The organism is Candidatus Accumulibacter contiguus (assembly GCF_012940005.1).
GTDB classification, from domain to species: domain Bacteria; phylum Pseudomonadota; class Gammaproteobacteria; order Burkholderiales; family Rhodocyclaceae; genus Accumulibacter; species Accumulibacter contiguus.
Genome location: NZ_SPMX01000076.1, coordinates 1 through 22,683, shown reverse-complemented (window position 1 = coordinate 22,683; position 22,683 = coordinate 1). Strand labels below are relative to the sequence as shown.

The following is a 22,683-nucleotide window of genomic DNA, read 5'->3' as shown; positions in this document are numbered from 1 at the left end:
CGGCCCGCGATGCAGCGCGGGCCGTGGGAGGGGTTGGGGGAGAGGGGAAACGGTCATGACTTTCATCATCGGGGGTGTCTTGCAAAGTCATGACCGTTTGTGACCGGACATCGATTCGGTGTACCGAGCAGAGGCGTGTTCACTGATCGCCCGCTCGCGAACCGACAAAACGGTAGCCCACACCCGCTTCGGTCAGAATGTGCTGCGGTCGCGACGGATTGTCTTCGATCTTCTTGCGCAGATAGCCCATATAAACGCGCACGTAGTGGCTGTCTTCGACATGCGCCGGACCCCAGACGTTTTTCAGCAATTGCCGATGCGTCAGCACGCAGTCGGGGTTAGCGATCAGATAGCAGAGCAATCGGTATTCGATCGGCGTCAGGTGAATCACGGTGCCGTTGCGTTCGACGCTTCGCCGCGTCAGGTCGACACGCATCGCACCGAATTCAATGATGGCCACACCGCGATCATCACGGCTGCGACGGCGCAATTGCGCACGTACCCTGGCGAGCAACTCGGCGGTGCCGAAGGGCTTGGTCAGGTAGTCATCGGCACCGGCATCGAGTGCAGCGACCTTGTCGGTCTCGGCGTTGCGCGCCGAAAGCACGATCACCGGCATCTCCGACCAGCTTCTCAGTTCGTGAATGAAATCGATCCCGTTACCGTCAGGAAGACCGAGGTCGAGCACTACCAAGTCGGGGCGGCGGGTGCCGGTCTCGATCAGGGCACGCTGCACACTGTCGGCTTCGAAGACCTGATAGCCTTCGCTTTCGAGCGCAAGTTTGATGAAACGGCGGATATTGGCTTCATCCTCGACGACGACAATGCCGGCGATCGGGTTGTTCATGGAGTGATGTCCTCTGCCGCCAGCAAGTCATCTTCGCAGACCGTCGGCGGTACACCGCGAGGCAGAGAAAAGAGGAAACGTGCCCCGCCATTGGCGCGGTTCTCGGCATGAATCCTGCCTCCGTGCGCTTCGACGATGGCGCGGCAGATGGCCAGACCCAGCCCTACCCCCGGCGTCGTGCTTTCCCGCGCACCGCGTTCAAACTTCTGGAAAATACTCTCTTCGCGTCCTTTCGGCAAACCCGGACCGCAGTCGTCGACCCAGACTTCGATCTCGTACTCGCGCAGCATGGCACCGATGCTGATTACGGTGCCGGCCGGTGTGTACTTGACGGCATTTTCGAGAAGATTGCAGAGCACCCGCTCAATCAGTACCGCATCAATCTCGATCAGTGGCAGCTCATCGGGTAGCGCCGTACGAACCGAATGTGCAGTCAGCGACATTTCCATGGCCTTGAGCGCGCTGCCGACCACTTCCTCGAGCGGCTGCCACTGGCGGTTGAGCTGAACCCTGCCGGCCTGCAGACGAGCCATAACGAGCAACTTGTTGACCTTGGTGCTCATGCGTAGCGCTTCCTCCTTGAGGGTTTCGACGATCAAAGCCTGAGCGTCGCTCGGCTGCGTCAGCCTGAGCGATTCAGCCAGGCCGACGAGTACGCTCAGCGGTGTTCGCAGATCGTGCGAGATGGCGGCCAGAAGCGAGTTGCGAAGGCTCTCGGATTCCATCTGCAGCAGCGTCGCCTGCGCCACCTCGACATAGTGCATGCGCTCGACGGCGATCGCCACCAGACTGGCAAAGGTCTCGAGCTGGCGGCGCGTCTCCGGACCCTGGACGCGTAGCGGGTCGCGCGGCGCGATGGCGAGAACGCCACGCGTGCGCATCGGCGCCTTGAGCGGCAAATAGAGCAGCGGGCTGCCCGGCAGGGTGTCGGTAGACAGTCCTGCCGCTTCGCCGTGATCGAAGGCCCAGCGGGCGACGCCCTCGTCGACGATCAGCGTATCGGCGGTACCCGGTCTGGCATTGACGACTTCCGCTCGCAAGCGGTCTTGGGCGTCGGTCAGGAGCAGCGCAGCCTGGGCATTGAATTCGACCGCCAGAAAGCGATCGCAAGCCTCGGCGATCTGCATCGGCAGCAAGGCTGCCGACAGATCACGTGCCATTTCGTAAAGCCCGCGGGCGCGCGCCTCGCGCTGCGTTGCCACATCGGCGTGCTGCTTGTAACGCGCGGTGAGCTGGCCTGTGATCAAGGCCACAATGAGCATCACGGCGAAGGTCATCAGATATTGTGCATCGCTGACGGCGAAGGAAAAACGCGGTGGCACGAAGAAGAAGTCGAAGGCCGCAACTGCCAGAAAGGAGCTGGCCACCGCAGGGCCACGGCCAAGACGCATGGCCACGAAGAATACTGCGAGCAGGAACAACATGGCGATGTTGGTGAGTTCGATCGCGCCGGCCAGCGGCGCCGCCAGAGCCGTTAGCGCGCCACAGATCGCCGCTGCCTTGAGATAGGCCAGCCACTCGCCAGCTGTCGGTGGAGCCGTCGGCGCCGGCACGGCGGCGCGCTTGTCCTCGCTGCGTGCCGCCTGAACCACGTCGAGGTCGGGCGCGGCGTGGCCGATACGGTCGGCGATCGAACGGTACCAGGGTTGCCAGGGGCGCGAGTGGTCGCGCCCGACCAGCACCCGCGACAGATTCTGAGTGCGAGCATAGTCGACGATCGCGGCGACCGCCTCGTTGGCCGAAAGTGTCGCGGTTTCGGCACCGAGGGAAGCAGCCAGTTCGAGCGCGCGGACGATGCGCTGGCGTTGCACTTCCGGCTCCGGCCCCGCGGTGTGCGTGTCGACGTGAATGGCATGCCATGGAGCTTCAAGCCGCCCGGCCAGGCGCGCACCGGTGCGCACCAGGCGCTCGCCACCCCTTCCCGGTCCGATGCACACCAGCAGCGCGTCGCGCGTTTGCCATACCTTGCTCACCGAGGTTTCGCGGCGGTAGGCCAGCATCTCGTCGTCCACGCGGTCGGCCGTGCGGCGCAGCGCCAGCTCGCGCAGGGCGATCAGGTTGCCCTTGCGGAAGAAGTTGCGGATCGCACGTTCCGCCTGCTGCGGCAGATAGACCTTGCCCTCTTTCAAGCGCTGCAGCAATTCGTCGGGCGGCAGGTCGACCAGCACCACTTCGTCGGCGTCGTCGAAGACACGGTCGGGTACGGTTTCCCAGACACGAATGCCGGCGATGCCGCTGACCACATCATTGAGGGTTTCCAGATGCTGCACATTGACCGTGCTGTAGACGTCGATGCCGGCAGCGAGCAGTTCATGCACGTCCTGCCAGCGTTTGGGATGGCGCGAGCCGGCGACGTTGGCATGGGCCAGTTCGTCCATCAGGATCAGCGCTGGACGGCGCGCGAGTGCGCCGTCAAGATCGAACTCCCTGAGCACCTTGCCGCGGTAGGGAATTTCAAGCTGGGGTAGCCGTTCGAGACCGGCGATCAAGGCCTCGGTTTCCTTGCGGCCATGCGTTTCGACGACGCCGATGAGCACGTCCGTTCCCAGCTCTTTCTGCTGGTGGGCGGCGAGGAGCATCGCGTAGGTCTTGCCAACGCCGGCCGATGCGCCGAAGAAAATCTTCAGTTTGCCGCGTGCGGCTTTAGCCTCTTCCTCCTGGACGCGTGCCAGGAGTTGATCGGGGTCGGGACGTTCAGTCATAGCCAGCCCAGGCGCCTAAAGCGGAAGAAGAGAAACCCCATGGCACCAGCGATCATGGCCAACGCCAGCGGGTAGCCGTATTCCCACTCCAGTTCAGGCATCACCTTGAAGTTCATCCTTTCCGATGCCGACACGCCCGCCTGCGAGGCCGCCGGTGTTCACTGCGGCAGCGCGTCGAGGGCGAGGTTGAGCCTGAGGACATGCACCCGCGGTTCACCGAAGACGCCGAGGTCGCGGCCTTCAGTATTCTCGGCAAGCAGTTGCCGCACGGCCTTCATCTCGAGATGGCGGGCGCGGGCGACGCGCTCCGCCTGGTAGTCGGCAGCGGCCGGGCTGATGTGCGGGTCGAGACCGCTGGCCGAAGCCGTGAGCAGGTCGATCGGTATGGGTCGCTGGTTGCCAGGGTCGGCGGCGTGCAGCGCCTCGACCCGACTCTTGACGGCATCGGCGAGGGCTGGGTTCAAGGGTCCCTGGTTCGAGCCCGAGGATGCGGCAGCGTTATAGGGTTGGGGTGCCGTCGCCGATGGGCGGCCCCAGAAGTACTTCGGATCGCTGAAGTTCTGGCCGATCAGTGCAGAGCCGATCGGTTTGCCGTCCTTGATGATCAGGCTGCCTCCGGCGGCGGCAGGAAAGGCGATCCGGGCCACGCCGGTGACCAGGAGCGGATACAGAACACCGGTAATGAGCGACAGCAAGACGAACAGCGAAATGGCGGGACGCAGCAGCATTTTCATGGATACCTCCTCAGGCCAGACCGGCGGCGGCCAGCGCCATGTCGATCAGCTTGATACCGATAAAGGGGGCGACGAGACCACCGAGTCCGTAGATCGCCAGGTTGCGACGCAGCAAGCTGGCGGCGCCGACGGCGTGATAGCGGATGCCTTTGAGGGCCAGCGGAATCAGCGCGATGATGATCAGGGCGTTGAAGATGACCGCCGAGAGAATCGCCGAGGCTGGGCTCGCCAGTCCCATCACGTTGAGCGCCGAGAGCGCCGGGTAGGTAGTGACGAAGGCGGCTGGAACGATGGCGAAATACTTGGCGACGTCGTTGGCAACGCTGAAGGTGGTCAGGGCGCCACGCGTCATCAGCATCTGTTTGCCGGTCTCGACGACTTCGATCAGTTTGGTCGGATTGGAGTCGAGGTCAACCATGTTGCCGGCTTCCTTGGCGGCCTGGGTGCCGGAGTTCATGGCCACGGCGACGTCCGCTTGCGCCAGCGCCGGCGCATCGTTGGTACCGTCGCCGGTCATCGCGACCAGGCGGCCCTCGCCCTGGTACTGGCGGATCAGCGCCAGCTTGGCTTCCGGCGTCGCCTCGGCGAGAAAGTCATCGACGCCTGCCTCGGCGGCAATCGCCGCGGCGGTCAGGCGGTTGTCGCCGGTGATCATCACCGTCTTGATCCCCATCTGGCGGAGTTCGGCGAAACGCTCCTTGATGCCGCCCTTGACGATGTCCTTCAACTCGACGACGCCGAGCACGCGCGTGCCGTCGGCCACGACCAGCGGCGTGCTGCCACGCCGCGCCGCCGCCTCGACCGCCGTCAGCACCGACACCGGCATGGCGCCACCGATGGCCTCGACATGCTGGCGGATGGCGTCGGTCGCCCCCTTGCGAATTTGCCGGCCAGGCACATCGACGCCGCTCATCCGCGTCTGCGCCGAGAAATGCACGAACTGTGCTTCAAGCGCGTGCACGTCGCGCTCGCGCAGGTTGAAGCGCTGCTTGGCGAGGACGACGATGCTGCGACCCTCCGGCGTTTCGTCGGCGAGCGACGCCAGTTGCGCGGCGTCGCCGAGTTCTGCCTCGTTGACACCGTCGGCGGGCAGGAAGGCCGCGGCCTGGCGATTGCCGAGCGTGATCGTGCCGGTCTTGTCGAGCAGCAGCACGTCGACGTCGCCAGCGGCTTCGACGGCGCGGCCCGAGGTGGCGATGACGTTGGCTTGCATCATGCGGCTCATGCCGGCAACGCCGACGGCGGAAAGCAGGCCGGCGATGGTCGTCGGAATCAGGCACACCAGCAGCGCGATGAGGACGGTGATGCTGACCGGCGAGCCCGATCCGGCCACCGTCACGCTGAACTGGGAGAACGGCAGCAGGGTCGCGGTGACGCCCAGGAAGACGATGGTCAATGCCGCCAGCAGGATGGTCAGTGCGATCTCGTTCGGCGTCTTCTGCCGTTTGGCGGTTTCGACCATGGCGATCATGCGGTCGACGAAGGTCTCACCGGGATTGACGGTGACGCGCACCACCAGCCAGTCGGAGAGTACGCGCGTGCCGCCGGTGACCGCCGAAAAGTCGCCGCCGGATTCGCGGATCACCGGTGCCGATTCGCCGGTAATCGCCGATTCGTCCACCGAGGCCACCCCTTCGATGACCTCGCCGTCGGCAGGAACGGTTTCGCCGGCAGTGATCAGGACGACGTTGCCGATGCGCAGATCGTCCGCAGGCACGGTGTACCATTCGGACTCCGCGTGCGGGGAATGCAGCCGCTTTGCCCAGGTCTCCTTCTTGAGGCCGCGCAGCGATGCGGCCTGCGCCTTGCTGCGGCCTTCGGCAAGAGCCTCCGCGAAATTGGCGAAGAGTACCGTAAACCATAGCCAGACCGAGACCGCGAGAATGAACGAAGTCGCTTCCTGACTCGGGCCGCGCAAGGCCGGAATCGATGCCAGGGTCGTCAGGATCGAGCCGATATAGACCACGAACATCACTGGATTGCGCCATTGCACGCGCGGGTTCAGCTTGCGGAACGAGTCGGCGATGGCCGGCTTGAGCAGCGCCGGGTCGAACAGGGAAAAGGTCTTGCGAGTCATCGAATTCTCCAGTCAATCAACGGGCAGGCCACAACACCAGGTGTTCGACCAGCGGACCGAGCGCCAGCGCGGGTACATAGTTGAGCAGTCCGACCAGCAACACGGAGCCAATCAACAGCGTGACGAACAGCGGGCCGTGCGTCGGCAGCGTGCCGGCAGTGGCGGCAACCCGCTTCTTGGCCGCCAGCGACCCGGCCATGGCCAACACCGGCAGGATCACGCCAAAGCGGCCAAACCACATCGCCACGGCCAGCAGGACGTTGTAGAAGGGCGTATTGGCGGACAGCCCGGCGAAGGCGCTGCCGTTATTGTTGGCTGCCGACGATAGGGCATAGAGGATTTCGGAAAAGCCATGCGCGCCCGGATTGGCGATGCCGGCACGACCGGCTTCGGTCATCACCGCAATGGCGGTGCCGACGAGAACCAGCAGGGGGGTGACGAGGATGGCGATCGAGGTCATCTTCATCTCGTGCGACTCGATCTTTTTGCCCAGGTATTCCGGTGTACGTCCAATCATCAGGCCAGCGATGAATACCGCCAGAACGGCGAAGACCAGCATGCCGTAGAGGCCGGAACCGACGCCGCCGAACACCACTTCACCGAGTTGCATATTGACCAGTGGCACCAGACCTCCCAAGGGCGTAAAGGAGTCGTGCATCGAATTCACGGCGCCGCACGAGGCAGCGGTGGTGATGGTGGCAAACAAAGCGGAGTCGGCGATGCCAAAGCGTGTCTCCTTGCCTTCCATGTTGCCGTCGGCCAATGCCGTGGTGCTTACGAGGGTATCGCCGGTGGCGACCTTCGCCAGCAGCGGGTTGCCCTGTTGCTCGAAACAGATCGCTGCGATGGCAAAGGTGACGAAGAGTACCGTCATCGCGGCCAGCACCGTCCAGCCCTGGCGTTCGTCGCCAACGATGCAACCGAAGGCAATGCACAGCGCTCCGGGAATCAGGAAAATCGACAGCATTTGCAGGAAGTTGACCAATGGCGTCGGATTCTCAAAGGGATGCGCCGAGTTGGCATTGAAGAAACCGCCGCCGTTGGTGCCAATCATTTTGATCGCCTCCTGCGAGGCAACCGGACCCATCGGCAAGGTCTGGGTCGATGTCGTCGCCGGCTCGGTTATGGCGTTGCCCTTTTCATCCCTGAGCGGCTGAGCAGCGGCGTCGAGCTTCGGATTGTCGTATTTCGTGACTTCCAGCGTGCTCACATCCTGGTAGGCAGCAAAATTCTGGATTACGCCCTGGCTCGCCAGAAACAGCGCGAAAAGCGACGACAGCGGCAGAAGAATCCAGAGGGTAACGCGCAACAGGTCCACCCACGCATTACCGATGCCCGCCGAAACATGCCGCACAAAACCGCGAATCAGGGCAATGACGACGACAATGCCGGTGGCCGCTGAAAGGAAGTTCTGCACCGTCAGGCCCAGCATCTGCGTCAGGTAGCCCATTGTCGATTCACCACCGTACCCCTGCCAGTTGGTATTGGTGACGAAACTGACCGCCGTGTTGAACGCGGAATCCGGGCTGACATTGGCCATGGCCTGCGGATTCAACGGTAGCCAGACCTGCAGGCGCTGCAGGGCATAGACGGTCAGCAGGCCGAGCGCGTTGAACAGCAACACGGCGAAAGAGTATTTCAGCCAGCCCATGTCTTCTTTACGCTCGATGCCACACATCCGGAATAGCGTGTCTTCGAATCGGGTGACCAAGGTCACGCGATTTTCCATCATCATTACCCTGGCGATGTAAATTCCCAGCGGTCTGACCAGAAGCAGCAGAATGCCCAGATACAGACCGAGCAACAACCAGGCATGGTTGCTCATGAAAAATCCTCCGAAAACAGCAGCGCCGCAATCAGGTAGATCAACAGGCCAGCAGCGGCAAGCCCGGCCAACAGCGTCAGCAGGTTCATGCGCTTCTCCCCGCAAGTCGCGCGAAGCCCTTGACCAGAGCCACAGCGACGCCGAACAGGGCAGCGAGAGCGGCTAGATAGACGATGTCCATTACATTCCTCCGTATCAGTGTGTCGACCAGAAGAATATTAGACATCGGAACATCAAGATGGTCTAAGAAGAGCCTTGCCGCCTGTAAAGGAACGATAAGAATTCACGGACCGCTACAATTCTGCTGAACGGACGACGGTTTCCACTCAGGAAATCGCCACCATGATTGATGCCACACAGAGGATTGAAGACAATGGCGCCCCGGCCAGGGAAGTATCCCGTTCCGCAAGCAGCCTCGAACAACTGGCCAGAAGCCTGAAAGCCAGTGTCGACAGGATGAAGGTTTAAGCGCTTGCCCGCACCGCACCACGACTACCGTCAGGCGGACTTCTCGTTCTCAAGCGCCTTGGCGGTGATCTCTTCGTAGAGACTGGCCATTCTTGCCGCCAGATCCTGATATTCGGGGTGCCGACCGAGGATGGGTTTCACTTCTTCGGAATCGGCAAATACACGCTCCAGAAAGGCGATGTCCATGTCGTCGAGGCACTCACCCGCGTCCACCTTTGCTTTCAGATCGAGCGCTCTGGGCAAGCGTTCCTTTTCCAAGCGCTCCAGCACGACTGTCGCTACACCGATGTCTTCCTTTTCCTGAGTCATTGCCCGCTCCTTTGTTGCTTTATTGACCCGAACTCGCCGCACGATTGGCCGGCGACCGATAGCGCAGGTAGGACACTGCGACTTGACGACAGAATAATGCCAGCTTCAATGGGGAAAAGGCAATAGCAATCGACAGCAGCAGCGACGATAGTCATCGGCGCTCGATCGAAAACCCGTCCCGCATCATTCGCAGCGATCGCTGGGCAGATCACACCCCGTTACACAACAGGGACAGAGAAGCAACAGATTACCGGGTCCGCATTAGCTATTCTCTGTTTCGTCGCTGTCACGCCCTCCCCCCTCCCCCTCCCCCGCGTGACAGTGATCGTTGTACCCGGCCCGCCCAGCCCTCCCTCTGAGCGGGCCGTTCTCGTTCTGGCAAGCTATAATCGTGCCACCGGCACTTCCTGCCAGGCTGCAGACAGCAAACTGCGCATCTCTTGGAGTGGTCGTGATGAATCGTTGGATGAAAACTCTGGCATGCCTGTTGTCGTGGCTGACGCTGAGCCTGCTGCCGCCGACCGCTGAGGCCAGGCAATCCGCTTCGACGCCACTGCCAGCCGGCGTCGACAAGCTGGCCACCGTCGAAGGCATCAGCGAGTACCGCCTGGCCAATGGCCTGCGCTGCATCCTTTTTCCCGATGCGGCCAAACCCACTGCCACCGTCAACGTCACCTATCTGGTCGGTTCGCACCAGGAGAACTATGGCGAGACGGGCATGGCACATCTGCTCGAACATCTGATCTTCAAGGGATCAAAGAATTTCGTCGATCCGGCCCGGCAATTCAAGGCGCGCGGCTTCGAGATCAACGGCAGCACCTGGCTCGATCGGACGAATTACTATCTCACCTTCCCGGCCAGCGAAGACAACCTCAAGTGGGCTCTCGCGTGGAGCGCCGACGCGATGGTCAACTCGTTCATCGCCAGGAAAGACCTCGACAGCGAAATGAGTGTCGTGCGCAATGAATTCGAGATGGGCGAAAACAATCCGTCCAGCGTGATGTTGAAGCGCATGCAGTCTATGCTCTTTGACTGGCACAATTACGGCAACAGCACGATCGGTGCGCGCAGCGACATCGAGAACGTCAAAATAGAAAACCTGCAGGCTTTCTACCGAAAATATTACCAGCCCGACAACGCCGTATTGACGGTGGCCGGCAAGTTCGACGAGCACCAGGCCCTCCGCGCGATTGCCGCCACCTTTGGCAAACTGCCGAAACCTACACGCGTACTGCCAAAGCAATGGACGGTCGAACCGACGGCCGATGGCGAGCGCCAATTCACGATCCGACGCAAGGGCGAGGTACAGCTCGTGACCCTCGCCTACCGCACGCCGTCCAGCCTGCATCCTGACTCTGAAGCCATCGGCATGGCTGTCGAAGTGCTCGGTGATACCCCGAATGGTCGCCTCTACCGGGCGCTGGTGCAGAGCGGACTGGCGACACAGGTGTTTTCCTATGGCATCGACGCGCGCGAGCCTGGCTTTGTGGTCTTCGGCGCGCTGCTCCACAAGGGCGAAGCACTCGATCGTGTTCGCGACAAGATGATCGAGGTGATCGAGGGCGGCTTCGCCAAGGAAGCCGCAACCGCCGCTGAACTCGATCGTGCGGTCGAACAGTCACGCACCGCCTACGAACGGGCTCTGGCCGATCCGGAGGCCTTCGCGGTGATGCTGTCAGAGTACATTGCGCTCGGTGACTGGCGGCTCTTCTTTTACGGCCGGGATCAACTCGACCAGATCAGGACGACACAGCTCGACGCTGCCGCTGCCAAGTACTTCGTTCGCGACAACCGCGTCCTCGGCACCTTCATTCCCGACGATTCTCCACAACGCGCCGAGGTTCCCCAGGCACCGAACGCAGCCGAGCTGCTGGCCAATTTCAAGCCGCAGAAAAATGGCGATGTCGGCGAGACTTTCGATCCCTCCTACGAGAATCTCGATCGACGCACCCGCCTGCAGACCTTCGGCGATCTGAAGCTTGCGCTGTTGCCGAAAAGGAACCGTGGGCAAACCGTGAACGTGGCGATGAGCTTCCGCTGGGGTGACGAAAGCTCGCTGCAGAACCGCAACATTGCCGGCACGCTGGCGATTGCCATGCTCTCCCGCGGCACCAGCCGCCTGAGCCGCCAGCAGATTGCCGACCAACTCACACGTTTGAAAGTTCAAGGCCGCCTGACGAACTTTGAAACGACCCACGACAAGCTGCCCGAGGCGCTGGAACTGGTTGCGCAACTACTCCAGGATCCCAGTTTCCCGCCAGCCGAGTTCGAGGAACTTCGCCGGGAGATGCTGACCACACTGCAATCCCAGCTCGACAATCCGGAAACATTGTCGAACGACACCCTGAACACGCACTTCAACACCTATCCGCCTGGCGATCCCCGTTACCATGCCTCACTGCAGGAACGCATCCAACAGCTACGCCAGGTGACCCTGGACGAGGTCATCCGCTATCAGCGCGACCTCATCGGAACCGCCCGCGGCGAGATCGCCATCGTCGGCGATTTCAATGAAAAAGTGATCAATGACGAACTGCTGAGGCTATTCCCGGAGCACGTCTCAAGATCGCCGTATCAACGCCTCGATCGCGAATACCGCAGCGTGCCAGCGCAGCGGATCGTGATCGACACGCCCGACAAAGAAAACGCTTTCCTGCGCGCGCGCATCGACATCCGGCTGCGCGACGACGATCCCGACGCTGCCGCCCTGTACGTCGCGAATGATATCTTCGGCGGTCATTCCGGCCTGTCGAGCCGCATGGTCGATCGCCTGCGCCAGAAGGAAGGCCTCAGCTACAGCGCCGGATCGAGCCTGTCGATGGGCAGCCGCCAGCCACTGTCGAGCTGGAATGTGGCGGTGATGGTGGCTCCGCAGAACGCGGCCCGTGCCGAACAGGCCTTCCTCGAAGAACTGCGGCGGGCGCGCCGCGACGGTTTCACCAGCGAAGAGGTCGCCGCGGCCAGGAAGGGCATCATCCAAGAGCGTGCCGTCGCCCGCTCGCAGGACAATGCGGTTGCCTCCCGCTGGATGAACTTTCTCGATCTTGGCCGCAACTGGCAGTTTTCGAAAGACTTCGAAGCCAGGCTGATGGCCGTCACCCCGTCAGAAGTCAGCGCCGCTTTCCGCAAGTACATCGACCCCGAGCAAATGACGCTGGTCATCGCCGGCGACACCCGCAAGGGTATTGCCAACGGACGAGTCCAATTGACGAGTCGCCACAGCCATGACCGTTAGCCTATTTCTTCAGGTTGTCGCGAATCTCGCGCAGCAACAGCACTTCTTCGGCCGGCTCGGGTGGTGGCGCAGCTGTGGCAGGCGGCTCGCTCCGCTTCAGACGATTCATCTGCTTGATCATCACGAAGATGATGAAGGCAAGAATGATGAAATTCACCAGGATGGTGAGGAAGCTGCCGTAGGCGAACACCGGAACCTGCGCCTTCTTGAGTGCATCCAGGGTCCTCGCGGTACCCTCCGGGATGGTCCCGAGCACCAGGAACATGCCCGAGAAGTCGAGTTTGCCACCCATGATCCAGGCAATGAAGGGCATGATCAGATCAGCAACCACCGAATCGACAATCTTGCCAAAGGCTCCGCCAATGATCACGCCGACGGCGAGATCCATGACATTGCCTTTCATGGCAAACTCTTTGAACTCCTGCACCATGCTCATGGCGAATCCTTTACGTTGTTTCTGAAATTGTTTCCGGGAAGCCGAGCCCTCTTCCTCGACTCGGCGCGCGATTATAGGTGGAATGGCCAGCGCATGTGAACAGCCCTTACAGGCTACGCAGCCTTGCACCGGCGGCGGCCAGGGTCGCCTCCTGCTTGGCAAAGCAGAAGCGCACGACGCGCTCGTCGCGACCGTCGTGATGAAAAGCCGACACCGGGATCGCTGCCACTCCCGCCTCGCAGGTCAGCCAGCGGGCAAACTCGCGGTCCGGCAGGTCGCTGATCGCGCCATAACGAGCGAGTTGAAAATAGCTGCCGCGGCAAGGCAGCAGTTCGAAGCGCGAGCCATGCAACTGGCTGCGAAAGAACTCGCGTTTGCCTTCGTAGAACGCCGCCAGACCGAGGTAGCGTGCAGCGTCGCGCAGGTATTCGGCGATCCCGAGCTGGCATGGCGTATTGACCGTAAACACGTTGAACTGATGCACCTTGCGGAATTCGCCCATCAAGGCAGCGGCGCCGAGAACGTAGCCGATCTTCCAGCCGGTGATGTGAAAGGTCTTGCCGAAAGACGAAACGATGATGCCGCGCGCCGCCAGTTCCGGATGCGCAGCAACGCTCTGATGCTGCACGCCATCGAAAACGATGTGTTCGTAGACCTCATCGGAGAGCACAACGATGTCGGTATCACGGGTCAGCGCAGCCAACTGATCGAGGTCGTCGGCAGCAAGCAGGCTGCCGGTTGGATTGTGCGGCGAATTGATGAGGATCATGCGCGTCTGCGGACTGATCAGCGAACGCACCTGCTGCCAGTCCGGCCGGTAATCCGGGAAACCGAGCGCAGCATACACCGCCTTGCCGCCGACCGTTTCGATCGCCGGCAGATAGCTGTCATAGACCGGTTCGAAGACGATGACCTCGTCGCCAGCACGTACAAAGGCCGCGATCGCGGTGAAGATCGCCTGCGTCGCACCTGCGGTGACGGTGATTTCGCTGTCGACGTCGTAGCTCGCCCCGTACAACGCTTCCACCTTGTCGGCGATCGCCGAGCGCAACTCGGGGACACCGGCCATCGGCGGATATTGATTGCGTCCTTCGCGCATCGCGCGCGCGGTCGCGTCGAACAATGAGGGATCGGCCTGGAAATCGGGAAAGCCCTGCGAGAGATTGATCGCGCCACAGTCGGCGGCGAGTTTCGACATCACGGTAAAGATGGTGGTCCCGACCTGGGGCAGCTTCGAGTCGATGCCGACGGATGACTGGCGCATGGCGATCCGCGCCGGGCGCGGTAACGAGTGAGGAAGTAAGTAGTGTAATGTGAAAGTCGCGTCAGCGACTCACGAATCCACGAATCCGGCCCTGAGCCTCATGGCGCCACGTTAAGCTCGAGGCCCTCGCGGCGGCCACCCCACCCGCCATTCACCCCGGCAGCGGCTCCGGATTGCCGAGCGCCGTGGTGTTCAGTCCGCCATCGACATACATGATCTCGCCGGTAATGCCACTGGCGAGGTCGGAGAGCATGAAGGCGGCGGCGTTGCCGACTTCGTCGATGGTGATGTTGCGGCGCAGCGGTGCGTTGTGCGCGTTGTAGGCGAGCAAGCGCGAGAAGTTGCCAACGCCTGAAGCGGCCAGCGTCTTGATCGGGCCGGCCGAGATGGCGTTGGCACGGATTCCCTGTGGACCGAGGCAGAAGGCGAGGTAGCGGGTGGCGGCTTCGAGGCTGGCTTTGGCGAGGCCCATGGTGTTGTAGTTGGGCATGGTGCGCTCGGCGCCGAGGTAGGAGAGTGCAAGCAAGGCTGGCTTGCTGCCTTTCAGGAGCATTGGCCGGGCAGCCTTGGCGAGCGCCGGGTAGCTGTAAGACGACACATCATGCGCGATGCGGAAGGCGTCGCGGGTGATGCCGGCGAGAAAATCGCCTTCGATGGCTTCGCTGGGGGCGTAGGCGATCGAATGCACGAGACCGTCGAGCCTTCCCATGCTTCGGCAAGATCGGCGAAAACCTGTTCGATCGCGGCGTCGTCTGAGACATCACAGGGGTAGACGAGGGTGCTGTCGAATTCTTTGGCGAATTTGGCGACGCGATCCTTGAAACGATCGTTCTGATAGGTGAGAGCCAGTTGCGCGCCTTCGCGGTGACAGGCCCTGGCAATGCCGTAGGCGATCGAGTGTTTCGACAGCACGCCAGTGATCAGGATGCGCTTGTCTGCGAGGAATCCCATGAGTTCTCCGTAACTAAAGTTGGCTAAAATTGCCGTGTTTCTGGATCATCTTAACCCGCGCATTATAAAGGAATTGCTGCCTGAGCCGGCGATTCATGGCCGCCTGTGCACCTGCTCTGGCGACTGCCGGACCTCAAGGCGCCTGCTTTACCAGGCCATCGAACGCAGCTGACCAGGAGGTCAGGGTAGTAGCTGTGCTGTGCTCTGCATCCACCACCACCTTCATGTCGCTGATCCCGGTATTGACGGGAGGTGACGCAATCGGCGTGTCCGCATGTCGGCCATGGCCCGTCCTGCCGAGTGTCCCCAGCAGCACGGCCAGTGGCCATCGGTTCGGCAGCAGAGCTGCCCACTTCGCGCTACACTTCGGCCCATGCCTTTTTTTTCGCTTCCCCTTTCTCCTGTCGCTGCTGCTCCTGCTCACGGCCTGTGGGAGCGAGCAGAATGACCCCTATCCGCGCGCCGAGCGCGGCCAGAACATCCTCTACTCGGCATTCACCGAGCGGCCCAAGCATCTCGACCCGGTGCAGTCCTATACCGAGGATGAAATCACCTTCACCGCACAGATCTACGAGCCGCCGCTGCAATACCATTACCTGAAGCGACCGTACACACTGATCCCCCTGACCAGTGATGCCGTGCCGGCGCCGCGTTATTACGACGACAGCGGTCGCGAACTGCCGGCCACTGCACCGGCAGAAGCAATCGCGCACAGTGTCTACGAGATTCGCCTTCGCCCCGGCATCCGTTATCAACCGCATCCGGCCTTTGCCAGCGATGCCACCGGCCAGCCGCTGTATCGGGATCTCGACAGCGAACAACTGCGCGGCATCGAGACGATTGCCGATTTCAGAATGACGGCCAGTCGCGAGCTGGTCGCCGACGATTACATCTACGAGATCAAGCGCCTCGCGCATCCACGCCTGCATTCGCCGATCTTCGGGATGATGGCCGAGCGCATCGTCGGCCTGCGCGAACTCGGCGCCGCGCTGCAGGCAGAGGCCAGGACGCTGCCACCCGACGCCTGGATCGATCTCGACCGCTTTGCGCTCAGCGGCGTCACGCGGGTCGACCGCCATACCTATCGCATCACCCTGCGCGGCAAGTATCCGCAGTTCGTGTACTGGCTGGCGATGCCCTTCTTCGCGCCGGTGCCGCGCGAGGTCGACCGTTTCTACCATCAACCCGGAATGGCCGCGAAGAACCTGACCCTCGACTGGTATCCGGTCGGCACCGGCCCGTTCATGCTGACGCAGAACAATCCGAACAGCCGCATGCTCCTCGAACGCAACCCGAACTTCCATGGCGAGGCCTATCCCTGCCAGGGCGACCCAGAAGACCAGACCGACGGGTTGCTGGCCGACTGCGGCAAGGCGCTGCCGTTCATCGACCAGGCGGTCTTCTCGCGTGAAAAGGAGAGCATTCCCTACTGGAACAAGTTCCTGCAGGGCTATTACGACGCCTCTGGGATTTCCTCCGACAGCTTCGATCAGGCGGTTCGGCTCGGCGTCGGCGGCGACGTGCAATTGAGTGACGAGATGCGCGGCAAGGGGATTCGCCTGCTGACCAGCGTGCGCGCTTCGATCTTCTACATGGGTTTCAACATGCTCGACCCGGTCGTCGGTGGCCTTGCAGAAGAGCAGACGAAGCTGCGCCAGGCGCTGTCGATCGCCATCGACCAGGAGGAATTCATCTCGATCTTCATGAACGGCCGGGGTATTGCCGCGAATGGCCCGCTGCCGCCGGGAATCTTCGGTCATGTCGAGGGTGAAGCGGGCATCAACCCGGTAGTCTACGACTGGGTCGACGGACAGGCGCGGCGCAAACCGCTCGAAGTGGCGAAGAAACTGCTCGCCGAAGCCGGCTGGCCGAATGGCCGCCATGCCAGCACCGGCGAGCCGCTGGTGCTGAATCTCGATACCACGAGCGGGGGCATGGGCGACAAGTCGCGACTCGACTGGCTGACGCGCCAGTTCGCCAAGCTCGACATTCAGCTCGTGGTTCGCTCGACCGACTTCAACCGCTTCCAGGAGAAGGTCCGCAAGGGTGCGGTGCAGCTTTACTACCTGGGCTGGAACGCCGATTATCCGGACCCAGAAAACTTCCTGTTCCTGCTCGCCAGCCGCGAAAGCAAGGTCGCCAAGGGCGGCGAGAACGCCTCCAACTATGCCAACCCGGCGTTCGACCAACTGTTCGAACAGATGAAGAACCTGGAGAGCGAGGGACCGCAAGGCGTCGAGAGGCTGGCGATCATCCGCCAGGCGGTAGCGCTGCTGCAGCACGATGCGCCGTGGATCTACGGCTTTCACCCGACGAGTTATACGCTGAGCCATGTCTGGCTCAAGAATCGCAAACCGACCGAGGTCGGCCACAATACGCTGAAATACCAGCGTATCGACGTCGCCGAGCGGCAGCGCTTGCGGCAGGAATGGAATCGACCGGTACTCTGGCCGCTGGCGGCAATGGCCGTTCTGCTCCTGGCCGTGCTCCTGCCGGCGGCGCTCGGCTATCGCCGCCGCGAGCGCAGTACGGCACGCGGATGAATCCGTTGATGACCCCGCCACAGCCACTTTCACGATAACCATGCTTGCCTATCTCATTCGCCGTCTGCTCTACGCGGTGCCGATCCTGATCGGCGTCAACCTGATCACCTTCGCGCTGTTCTTCGTGGTCAACACGCCCGACGACATGGCACGCATGCAGCTTGGCGTCAAGCGCGTGACGCCGGAAGCCATCGAGCGCTGGAAAGCCGAACGCGGTTACGACAAGCCGCTGTTCATCAACCCGGCGGCCACCGGCAGTGCGGTGTTCACCGATACCATCTTCTTCGCCAAGTCGGCGCGCATGTTCGCCGCCGATTTCGGGCGCGCCGAGGACGGTCGCGACATTGCCAGGGAAATCGTCTCGCGGATGGGCCCGTCGCTGGCCATCGCCCTGCCGACCTTCATTCTCGGCCTGCTGGTGACGGTCTCGTTTGCCTTGCTGCTGACCTTCTTCCGTGCCAGCTATCTCGATTTCTGGGGCGTCGTCCTGTGCGTCGCGATGATGTCGATCTCGGGCCTCTTCTACATCATCGGCGGCCAGTATCTGGTCAGCAAGCTCTGGCGGCTGGTGCCGATCTCGGGTTATGGCGGCGGCCTCGAAGCCTGGAAGTTCCTGATCCTGCCGGTGCTGATCGGCGTCATCTCCGGCATCGGTTCCTCGACGCGCTGGTACCGCACGATCTTCCTCGAGGAAATCTCCAAGGACTACGTCCGCACCGCGCGTGCCAAGGGGCTTGCCGAAGCGGCCGTGCTCTTCCGGCATGTCCTGCAGAACGCCATGATTCCGATCCTGACCGGCGTGGTGGTGGTGATTCCACTGCTGTTCATGGGCTCGCTGCTCACCGAATCGTTCTTCGGCATCCCCGGCCTCGGCAGTTACACCATCGACGCGATCAACGCGCAGGACTTCGCCGTCGTGCGCGCGATGGTGTTCATCGGCTCGGTGTTGTACATCGTCGGACTGATCCTCACCGATCTCTCCTACACTCTCGTCGACCCGCGGATTCGCTTCCAATGATGACACCTGTCGTACTCTGGTCGGACGTGCTGATCTGGCTGCTGGTACTGGCGGCGAGCGTGCTCGGCTGGCTCTCCCGGCGCAATCCGCTGTTGCGCGCCGCCTGGCAGCGGGTCGGCCGGAGCCGGGCGGGAATGGCATCGGCAACGGTATTGCTGGTCTTCGTCTGCATCGGCCTGCTCGATTCGCTCCACTATCGGCCGCGCCTCGAAGATAGCGCCGGCCGCGGCACCGGCACCAGCAGCGAGAAAACTGCGGTCTATTCCGTCGAAGTGCTGTCGCTGCTCGACTTCCTCCTGACGCCGCTGCGCACGCGTACCGAAAAAACCTATTCGGAACCTCTGGCGACGCGTGCGCACGCCAAGGAATCGATCGAGATCCGCGATGCCGATGGCCAGCTTCGGCAAAGCCGCGACTACCCGCGGCTGAAGCATGGCGGCGCGCATCTGGGTAGCGACGAGGCACGCCGCGATGCCGACGTCGCTGAACGCGTATTGCGCGCGCTCGGCCTCGCAATGCTCGTCTGGTGGATGCTGGCGGCAGCCACCGCGGCTCTCCTGGCGCGTCGCCAGAACTGCTCGCACCGGCAAGCGTGGCGGCGCATCTGGCACAACGAGAGTGATCTGGCCTGCAATGCGGTGCTCGCCGCGATCGCCGCGCTGCTGCTGTGCGGCCTGCCGCTGGCGATTCTGGCCAGCGATTACCACGTCTTCGGCACCGACAAGGTCGGCCAGGACGTCCTTTATCAGGTGCTCAAGAGCGTTCGCACGGCCCTGGTCATCGGCCTGGTGACGACGCTGGTGATGCTGCCGGTGGCGATCTTTCTCGGCATCGTCGCCGGCTACTTCCGCGGCTGGATCGATGACCTGATCCAGTACCTGTACACGACCTTGAGTTCGATTCCCGGCGTGCTGCTGATCGCCGCCGCGGTGCTGATGATGCAGGTGCTGATCGACACGCATCCGCAATGGTTTGCGACTGCCGCCGAGCGCGCCGACCTGCGCCTGCTGGCACTCTGCTGCATTCTCGGGGTGACCAGTTGGACCGGGCTGTGCCGCCTGCTGCGCGGCGAGACGCTGAAGCTGCGCGAACTCGAGTACATCCAGGCGGCGCAGGCCTTTGGTGTTTCCGACCTGCGCATCATCGCGCGGCACATCCTCCCCAACCTGATGCACATCGTGATCATCGCGCTGGTGATGGATTTTTCGAGCCTGGTGCTCGCCGAGGCGGTGCTTTCCTACGTCGGCATCGGCGTCGATCCGACGATGATCAGCTTCGGAACGATGATCAACAATGCCCGCCTGGAGCTGGCCCGCGAACCGATGGTGTGGTGGTCGCTGGCGGCAGCTTTCGTTTTCATGTTCACGCTGGTGCTCGCAGCCAACCTGCTGGCCGACGCCATGCGCGACGCTTTCGATCCCCGCCTGGCGGGGTCGGCATGAGCCAGGAAACCACCGTGAACGAAAAACGCTTGCTCGAAGTGCGTGATCTCTCGATCGCTTTTGCCAGCGGGCGTTCGCTGTTGGCGGCGGTCGAAGGCATTGCTTTCGAGGTCGCAGCCGGCGAGACGCTGGCGCTGCTCGGTGAGTCCGGTTGCGGCAAGTCGGCGACGGCGCTGGCACTGCTGCGGCTGCTGCCGGCCGCCGGGCGGATTCTCGGCGGCGAAGTATCATTCACCGGCCGTGACCTGCTGCGGCTGCCGGAAGCCGATATGCGCGGCGTTCGCGGTGGCGGCATGGCGATGATCTTCCAGGAACCGGCGACCAGCCTCAATCCGGTGTTGACCGTTGGTCGCCAGATGGCCGAAGTACTCGAACACCACCTCGGTCTGGCTGGGCAGACAATGCGTGCGCGTTCGCTCGAACTGCTGACGGCGGTCGGCATTGCCGACCCCGAACGCCGCCTCGGCGAGTATCCCTTCCAGCTCTCGGGCGGCATGAAACAGCGGGTGATGATTGCCGTTGCGCTGGCCGGCAATCCGTGCCTGTTGATCGCCGACGAGCCGACGACGGCGCTCGACGTCACCATTCAGGCGCAGATCCTCGAACTGCTGCGGCGTTTGCAGGCCGAACGGGCGATGGGTATGTTGCTGATCACCCACGACCTCGGCGTCGTCGCGCAGATGGCGACCCGCGTCGGCGTCATGTACGCCGGCGAGATCGTCGAAGAGGCGCCGCGCGCTGCCTTCTTTGCCTCTCCACGCCATCCCTATACGCAGAAGCTGTTCGCCGCCCTGCCCAACCTGGCGCGGCGTGGCGGCCGCCTGGAAACGATTCCCGGGCAGGTGCCGCCACTATCGGCCATGCCCGGCGGCTGTCGCTTCGCCGCGCGCTGTGCGCACGCCTGGGATCTGTGCCGCCAGGAAGCACCGCAGTGGCGGGAGGTGGGTCCGGATCATCGCGTCCGCTGCCACCTCGATGACGAACAGGGCCGCGTGCACAGCACCGGCAGCAAAAAGGTGATCGCCAGCACCACCGGCACCCTGGCCACACCCGCGCTGCTCGCGGTGGCCGATCTGTGCGTGCATTTCCCGATCCGGCGCGGCCTTCTGCAGCGTCCCGTCGGCTACGTTCGCGCCGTCGACGGCGTCTCGCTCGAACTGGCGCGCGGCCGCACGCTGGCGCTGGTCGGCGAATCCGGTTGCGGCAAGACGACGGTCGGCAAGGCGATCCTGCAACTGCTGCCGGCCAGCGGCGGCAGCGTGCGCTTGCTGGGACAGGAACTCGTCGGCCAGTCGCGCCGCGAGCTGCGGCCGCTGCGCCGGCGCCTGCAGATGATTTTCCAGGACCCCTTCGCTTCACTGAATCCGCGCATGGCCGTCGGCGAGATCATCGGCGAGGGCATGCGCGCGCTGGCGATGCCGGGAACCAACCCGCAGCGGCCGGATCGCGCGGCGGCGATCGCTGCCGTCCTGCAACAGGTGGGCCTCGATCCAGCGGCCGCCGGACGTTACCCGCACGAGTTCTCCGGCGGGCAGCGGCAGCGTATCGCGATTGCCCGCGCGCTGGCGGTACAGCCCGACCTGGTGGTCTGCGACGAGCCGACCTCGGCGCTCGACGTTTCGGTGCAGGCGCAGATTCTCAATCTGCTCGCCGACTTGCAGGCCGATCTCGGGCTCGCCTACCTGTTCATCACCCACAACTTCGCCGTCGTCGATCATCTGGCGCACGCCGTGGCGGTGATGTACCTGGGCCGTATCGTCGAGCAGGGAACGGTCGATGAAGTGCTGCGTTCACCGCAGCACCCTTACACGCGCGCCCTGTTGTCCGCCGTGCCGAGTCCGCGTCTGGACGAGCAACCGGAGTTCATCCGCTTGCCGGGAGAAATCCCCTCGCCGGCCAATCCACCAGATGGTTGCCATTTCCATCCGCGTTGCCGGCAGGCCAGTGCCGTCTGCCGCGAACGCTATCCCGGGACGAGCACGCTGTCGACCACGCATACGGTACGCTGTCACCTGTATCGATAGTCAAGGTGCACGACAAAACGCCGCCTCACGGCGGCGCTTTGTCGGAGAACGGGTGACTTACAGCGTGTTCTGCACGAGCTGGATGGTCAGCGTCTGTCCAGGCTTGATCTCGTTGCCGTGGATACGGTTCCAGCGCAGCAGATCATCCTTTTCGACCCGGAACTGCTTGGCGATCGAGACCAGCGTGTCGCCACGACGGATCGTGTATTGCGCGAGCTTGGTCTGTTTCCTGCTGGCCTGCCGGGAATGGTCTGATGACTCTTCAGTCTTCTTCCCAGGCCTGGCGTCGGCCTTGGCCAGTGTCTGGCGGCTGTCGGCCTTGCCCTGCCGGCTCTCGATTTCGGCGACATCGATTCGCGATTTTCCTGCCGGGATCTTGCTGGCTGGCTCGGGCGCCGCCACCGCCAGTTTGGCGCCAGCGTTCACCTGATCGCCACGCAGCTTGTTGAGCTGCTTCAGTTCGGCGACGCTCATGTCGTAGCGGTCCGCCACCTGCGCCAGTGTTTCCCCTTTGCGAACAGTGTGACTGCGAGTCGCGGCGACGGGGGTCGGCTCGGCACGTTTGCTGTCGACTTCCGCGAGGACGGTGCGTGGGCCTGCGACTGCCGGTTTGCTGCTGGGCTCGGGCGCCGCCACCGCCAGCTTGGCGCCAGCGTTCACCTGATCGCCACGCAGCTTGTTGAGCTGCTTCAGTTCGGCGACGCTCATGTCGTAGCGGTCCGCCACCTGCGCCAGTGTTTCCCCCTTGCGAACGGTGTGACTGCGAGTCGCGGCGGCGGGGGTCGGCTCGGCGTGTTTGCTGTCGACT

At 62.8% G+C, this 22,683-nt stretch carries 17 protein-coding genes and 1 pseudogene; 6 read left to right on the top strand and 12 right to left on the bottom strand.

Annotation, left to right across the window (positions count from 1 at the left end; all coding sequences use genetic code 11):
- Nucleotides 1–139: 139 nt before the first annotated feature.
- From kdpE to E4Q08_RS20375, 7 genes are read right to left on the bottom strand one after another with little or no spacing between them, the layout of a single operon-like run.
- Nucleotides 140–847: a two-component system response regulator KdpE gene (kdpE, locus tag E4Q08_RS20405; protein WP_034913720.1), complete on the bottom strand. Its 708-nt coding sequence runs from the start codon at nucleotides 845–847 to the stop codon at nucleotides 140–142.
- Complete coding sequence (locus E4Q08_RS20400) at nucleotides 844–3,549, bottom strand: DUF4118 domain-containing protein (protein WP_169071717.1); 2,706 nt, start codon at nucleotides 3,547–3,549, stop codon at nucleotides 844–846. The genes kdpE and E4Q08_RS20400 overlap by 4 nt, the downstream gene beginning before the upstream one ends.
- Nucleotides 3,546–3,665 carry a CorA family divalent cation transporter gene (locus E4Q08_RS20395; protein ID WP_308240189.1) on the bottom strand — a complete coding sequence of 40 codons (120 nt, stop codon included), beginning with the start codon at nucleotides 3,663–3,665 and terminating at the stop codon, nucleotides 3,546–3,548. Before E4Q08_RS20395 ends, E4Q08_RS20400 begins: the two co-directional genes overlap by 4 nt.
- A 42-nt stretch (nucleotides 3,666–3,707) precedes the next feature.
- Nucleotides 3,708–4,283: a potassium-transporting ATPase subunit KdpC gene (kdpC, locus tag E4Q08_RS20390; RefSeq protein ID WP_169071716.1), complete on the bottom strand. Its 576-nt coding sequence runs from the start codon at nucleotides 4,281–4,283 to the stop codon at nucleotides 3,708–3,710.
- Nucleotides 4,284–4,293: 10 nt separating this feature from the next.
- Nucleotides 4,294–6,360: a potassium-transporting ATPase subunit KdpB gene (kdpB, locus tag E4Q08_RS20385; RefSeq protein WP_169071715.1), complete on the bottom strand. Its 2,067-nt coding sequence runs from the start codon at nucleotides 6,358–6,360 to the stop codon at nucleotides 4,294–4,296.
- Between the two features lie 16 nt (nucleotides 6,361–6,376).
- On the bottom strand, nucleotides 6,377–8,185 hold the full coding sequence (gene kdpA / locus E4Q08_RS20380; RefSeq protein WP_169071714.1) for a potassium-transporting ATPase subunit KdpA: 1,809 nt from the start codon (nucleotides 8,183–8,185) through the stop codon (nucleotides 6,377–6,379).
- Nucleotides 8,182–8,274 (bottom strand): potassium-transporting ATPase subunit F, encoded by a 93-nt coding sequence (locus E4Q08_RS20375; RefSeq protein WP_169071713.1) that lies wholly within the window; start codon nucleotides 8,272–8,274, stop codon nucleotides 8,182–8,184. Before E4Q08_RS20375 ends, kdpA begins: the two co-directional genes overlap by 4 nt.
- Nucleotides 8,275–8,527: 253 nt before the next feature.
- On the opposite strand from E4Q08_RS20375, the gene E4Q08_RS25505 reads away from it, so the two are divergent.
- Nucleotides 8,528–8,653 (top strand): hypothetical protein, encoded by a 126-nt coding sequence (locus tag E4Q08_RS25505; protein ID WP_256436018.1) that lies wholly within the window; start codon nucleotides 8,528–8,530, stop codon nucleotides 8,651–8,653.
- Nucleotides 8,654–8,683: 30 nt separating this feature from the next.
- On the opposite strand, the gene E4Q08_RS20370 is transcribed toward E4Q08_RS25505, so the two are convergent.
- A complete protein-coding gene (locus tag E4Q08_RS20370; RefSeq protein ID WP_169071712.1) occupies nucleotides 8,684–8,962 on the bottom strand; it encodes a hypothetical protein in 279 nt (92 codons plus the stop codon).
- A gap of 466 nt (nucleotides 8,963–9,428) precedes the next feature.
- On the opposite strand from E4Q08_RS20370, the gene E4Q08_RS20365 reads away from it, so the two are divergent.
- A complete protein-coding gene (locus E4Q08_RS20365; RefSeq protein WP_248595039.1) occupies nucleotides 9,429–12,197 on the top strand; it encodes a M16 family metallopeptidase in 2,769 nt (922 codons plus the stop codon).
- A gap of 1 nt (nucleotide 12,198) precedes the next feature.
- On the opposite strand, the gene mscL is transcribed toward E4Q08_RS20365, so the two are convergent.
- The 3 genes and pseudogenes from mscL to E4Q08_RS20350 all read right to left on the bottom strand — a co-directional run bounded on the left by mscL (nucleotide 12,199) and on the right by E4Q08_RS20350 (nucleotide 14,848).
- Complete coding sequence (mscL, locus tag E4Q08_RS20360; RefSeq protein ID WP_169071710.1) at nucleotides 12,199–12,633, bottom strand: large conductance mechanosensitive channel protein MscL; 435 nt, start codon at nucleotides 12,631–12,633, stop codon at nucleotides 12,199–12,201.
- A 106-nt stretch (nucleotides 12,634–12,739) separates the two neighbouring features.
- Nucleotides 12,740–13,897, bottom strand: a complete 1,158-nt coding sequence (locus tag E4Q08_RS20355; protein WP_034919669.1) for a pyridoxal phosphate-dependent aminotransferase — start codon at nucleotides 13,895–13,897, stop codon at nucleotides 12,740–12,742.
- 151 nt (nucleotides 13,898–14,048) lie between these two features.
- Nucleotides 14,049–14,848: pseudogene (locus tag E4Q08_RS20350) on the bottom strand (SDR family oxidoreductase).
- A gap of 224 nt (nucleotides 14,849–15,072) precedes the next feature.
- On the opposite strand from E4Q08_RS20350, the gene E4Q08_RS20345 reads away from it, so the two are divergent.
- Genes E4Q08_RS20345 through E4Q08_RS20330 form a run of 4 tightly spaced genes read left to right on the top strand, consistent with a single transcriptional unit; the run spans nucleotide 15,073 to nucleotide 21,875 of the window.
- A complete protein-coding gene (locus E4Q08_RS20345) occupies nucleotides 15,073–17,391 on the top strand; it encodes an ABC transporter substrate-binding protein (protein WP_169071727.1) in 2,319 nt (772 codons plus the stop codon).
- A 40-nt stretch (nucleotides 17,392–17,431) separates the two neighbouring features.
- A complete protein-coding gene (locus E4Q08_RS20340) occupies nucleotides 17,432–18,409 on the top strand; it encodes an ABC transporter permease (RefSeq protein ID WP_169071709.1) in 978 nt (325 codons plus the stop codon).
- Nucleotides 18,406–19,851: an ABC transporter permease gene (locus E4Q08_RS20335; RefSeq protein ID WP_372703811.1), complete on the top strand. Its 1,446-nt coding sequence runs from the start codon at nucleotides 18,406–18,408 to the stop codon at nucleotides 19,849–19,851. Before E4Q08_RS20340 ends, E4Q08_RS20335 begins: the two co-directional genes overlap by 4 nt.
- Before the next feature lie 14 nt (nucleotides 19,852–19,865).
- Nucleotides 19,866–21,875: an ABC transporter ATP-binding protein gene (locus E4Q08_RS20330; protein WP_372703810.1), complete on the top strand. Its 2,010-nt coding sequence runs from the start codon at nucleotides 19,866–19,868 to the stop codon at nucleotides 21,873–21,875.
- 57 nt (nucleotides 21,876–21,932) lie between these two features.
- On the opposite strand, the gene E4Q08_RS20325 is transcribed toward E4Q08_RS20330, so the two are convergent.
- On the bottom strand, nucleotides 21,933–22,683 hold a 751-nt coding region (locus tag E4Q08_RS20325; RefSeq protein WP_169071707.1), incomplete at its 5' end, for a LysM peptidoglycan-binding domain-containing protein.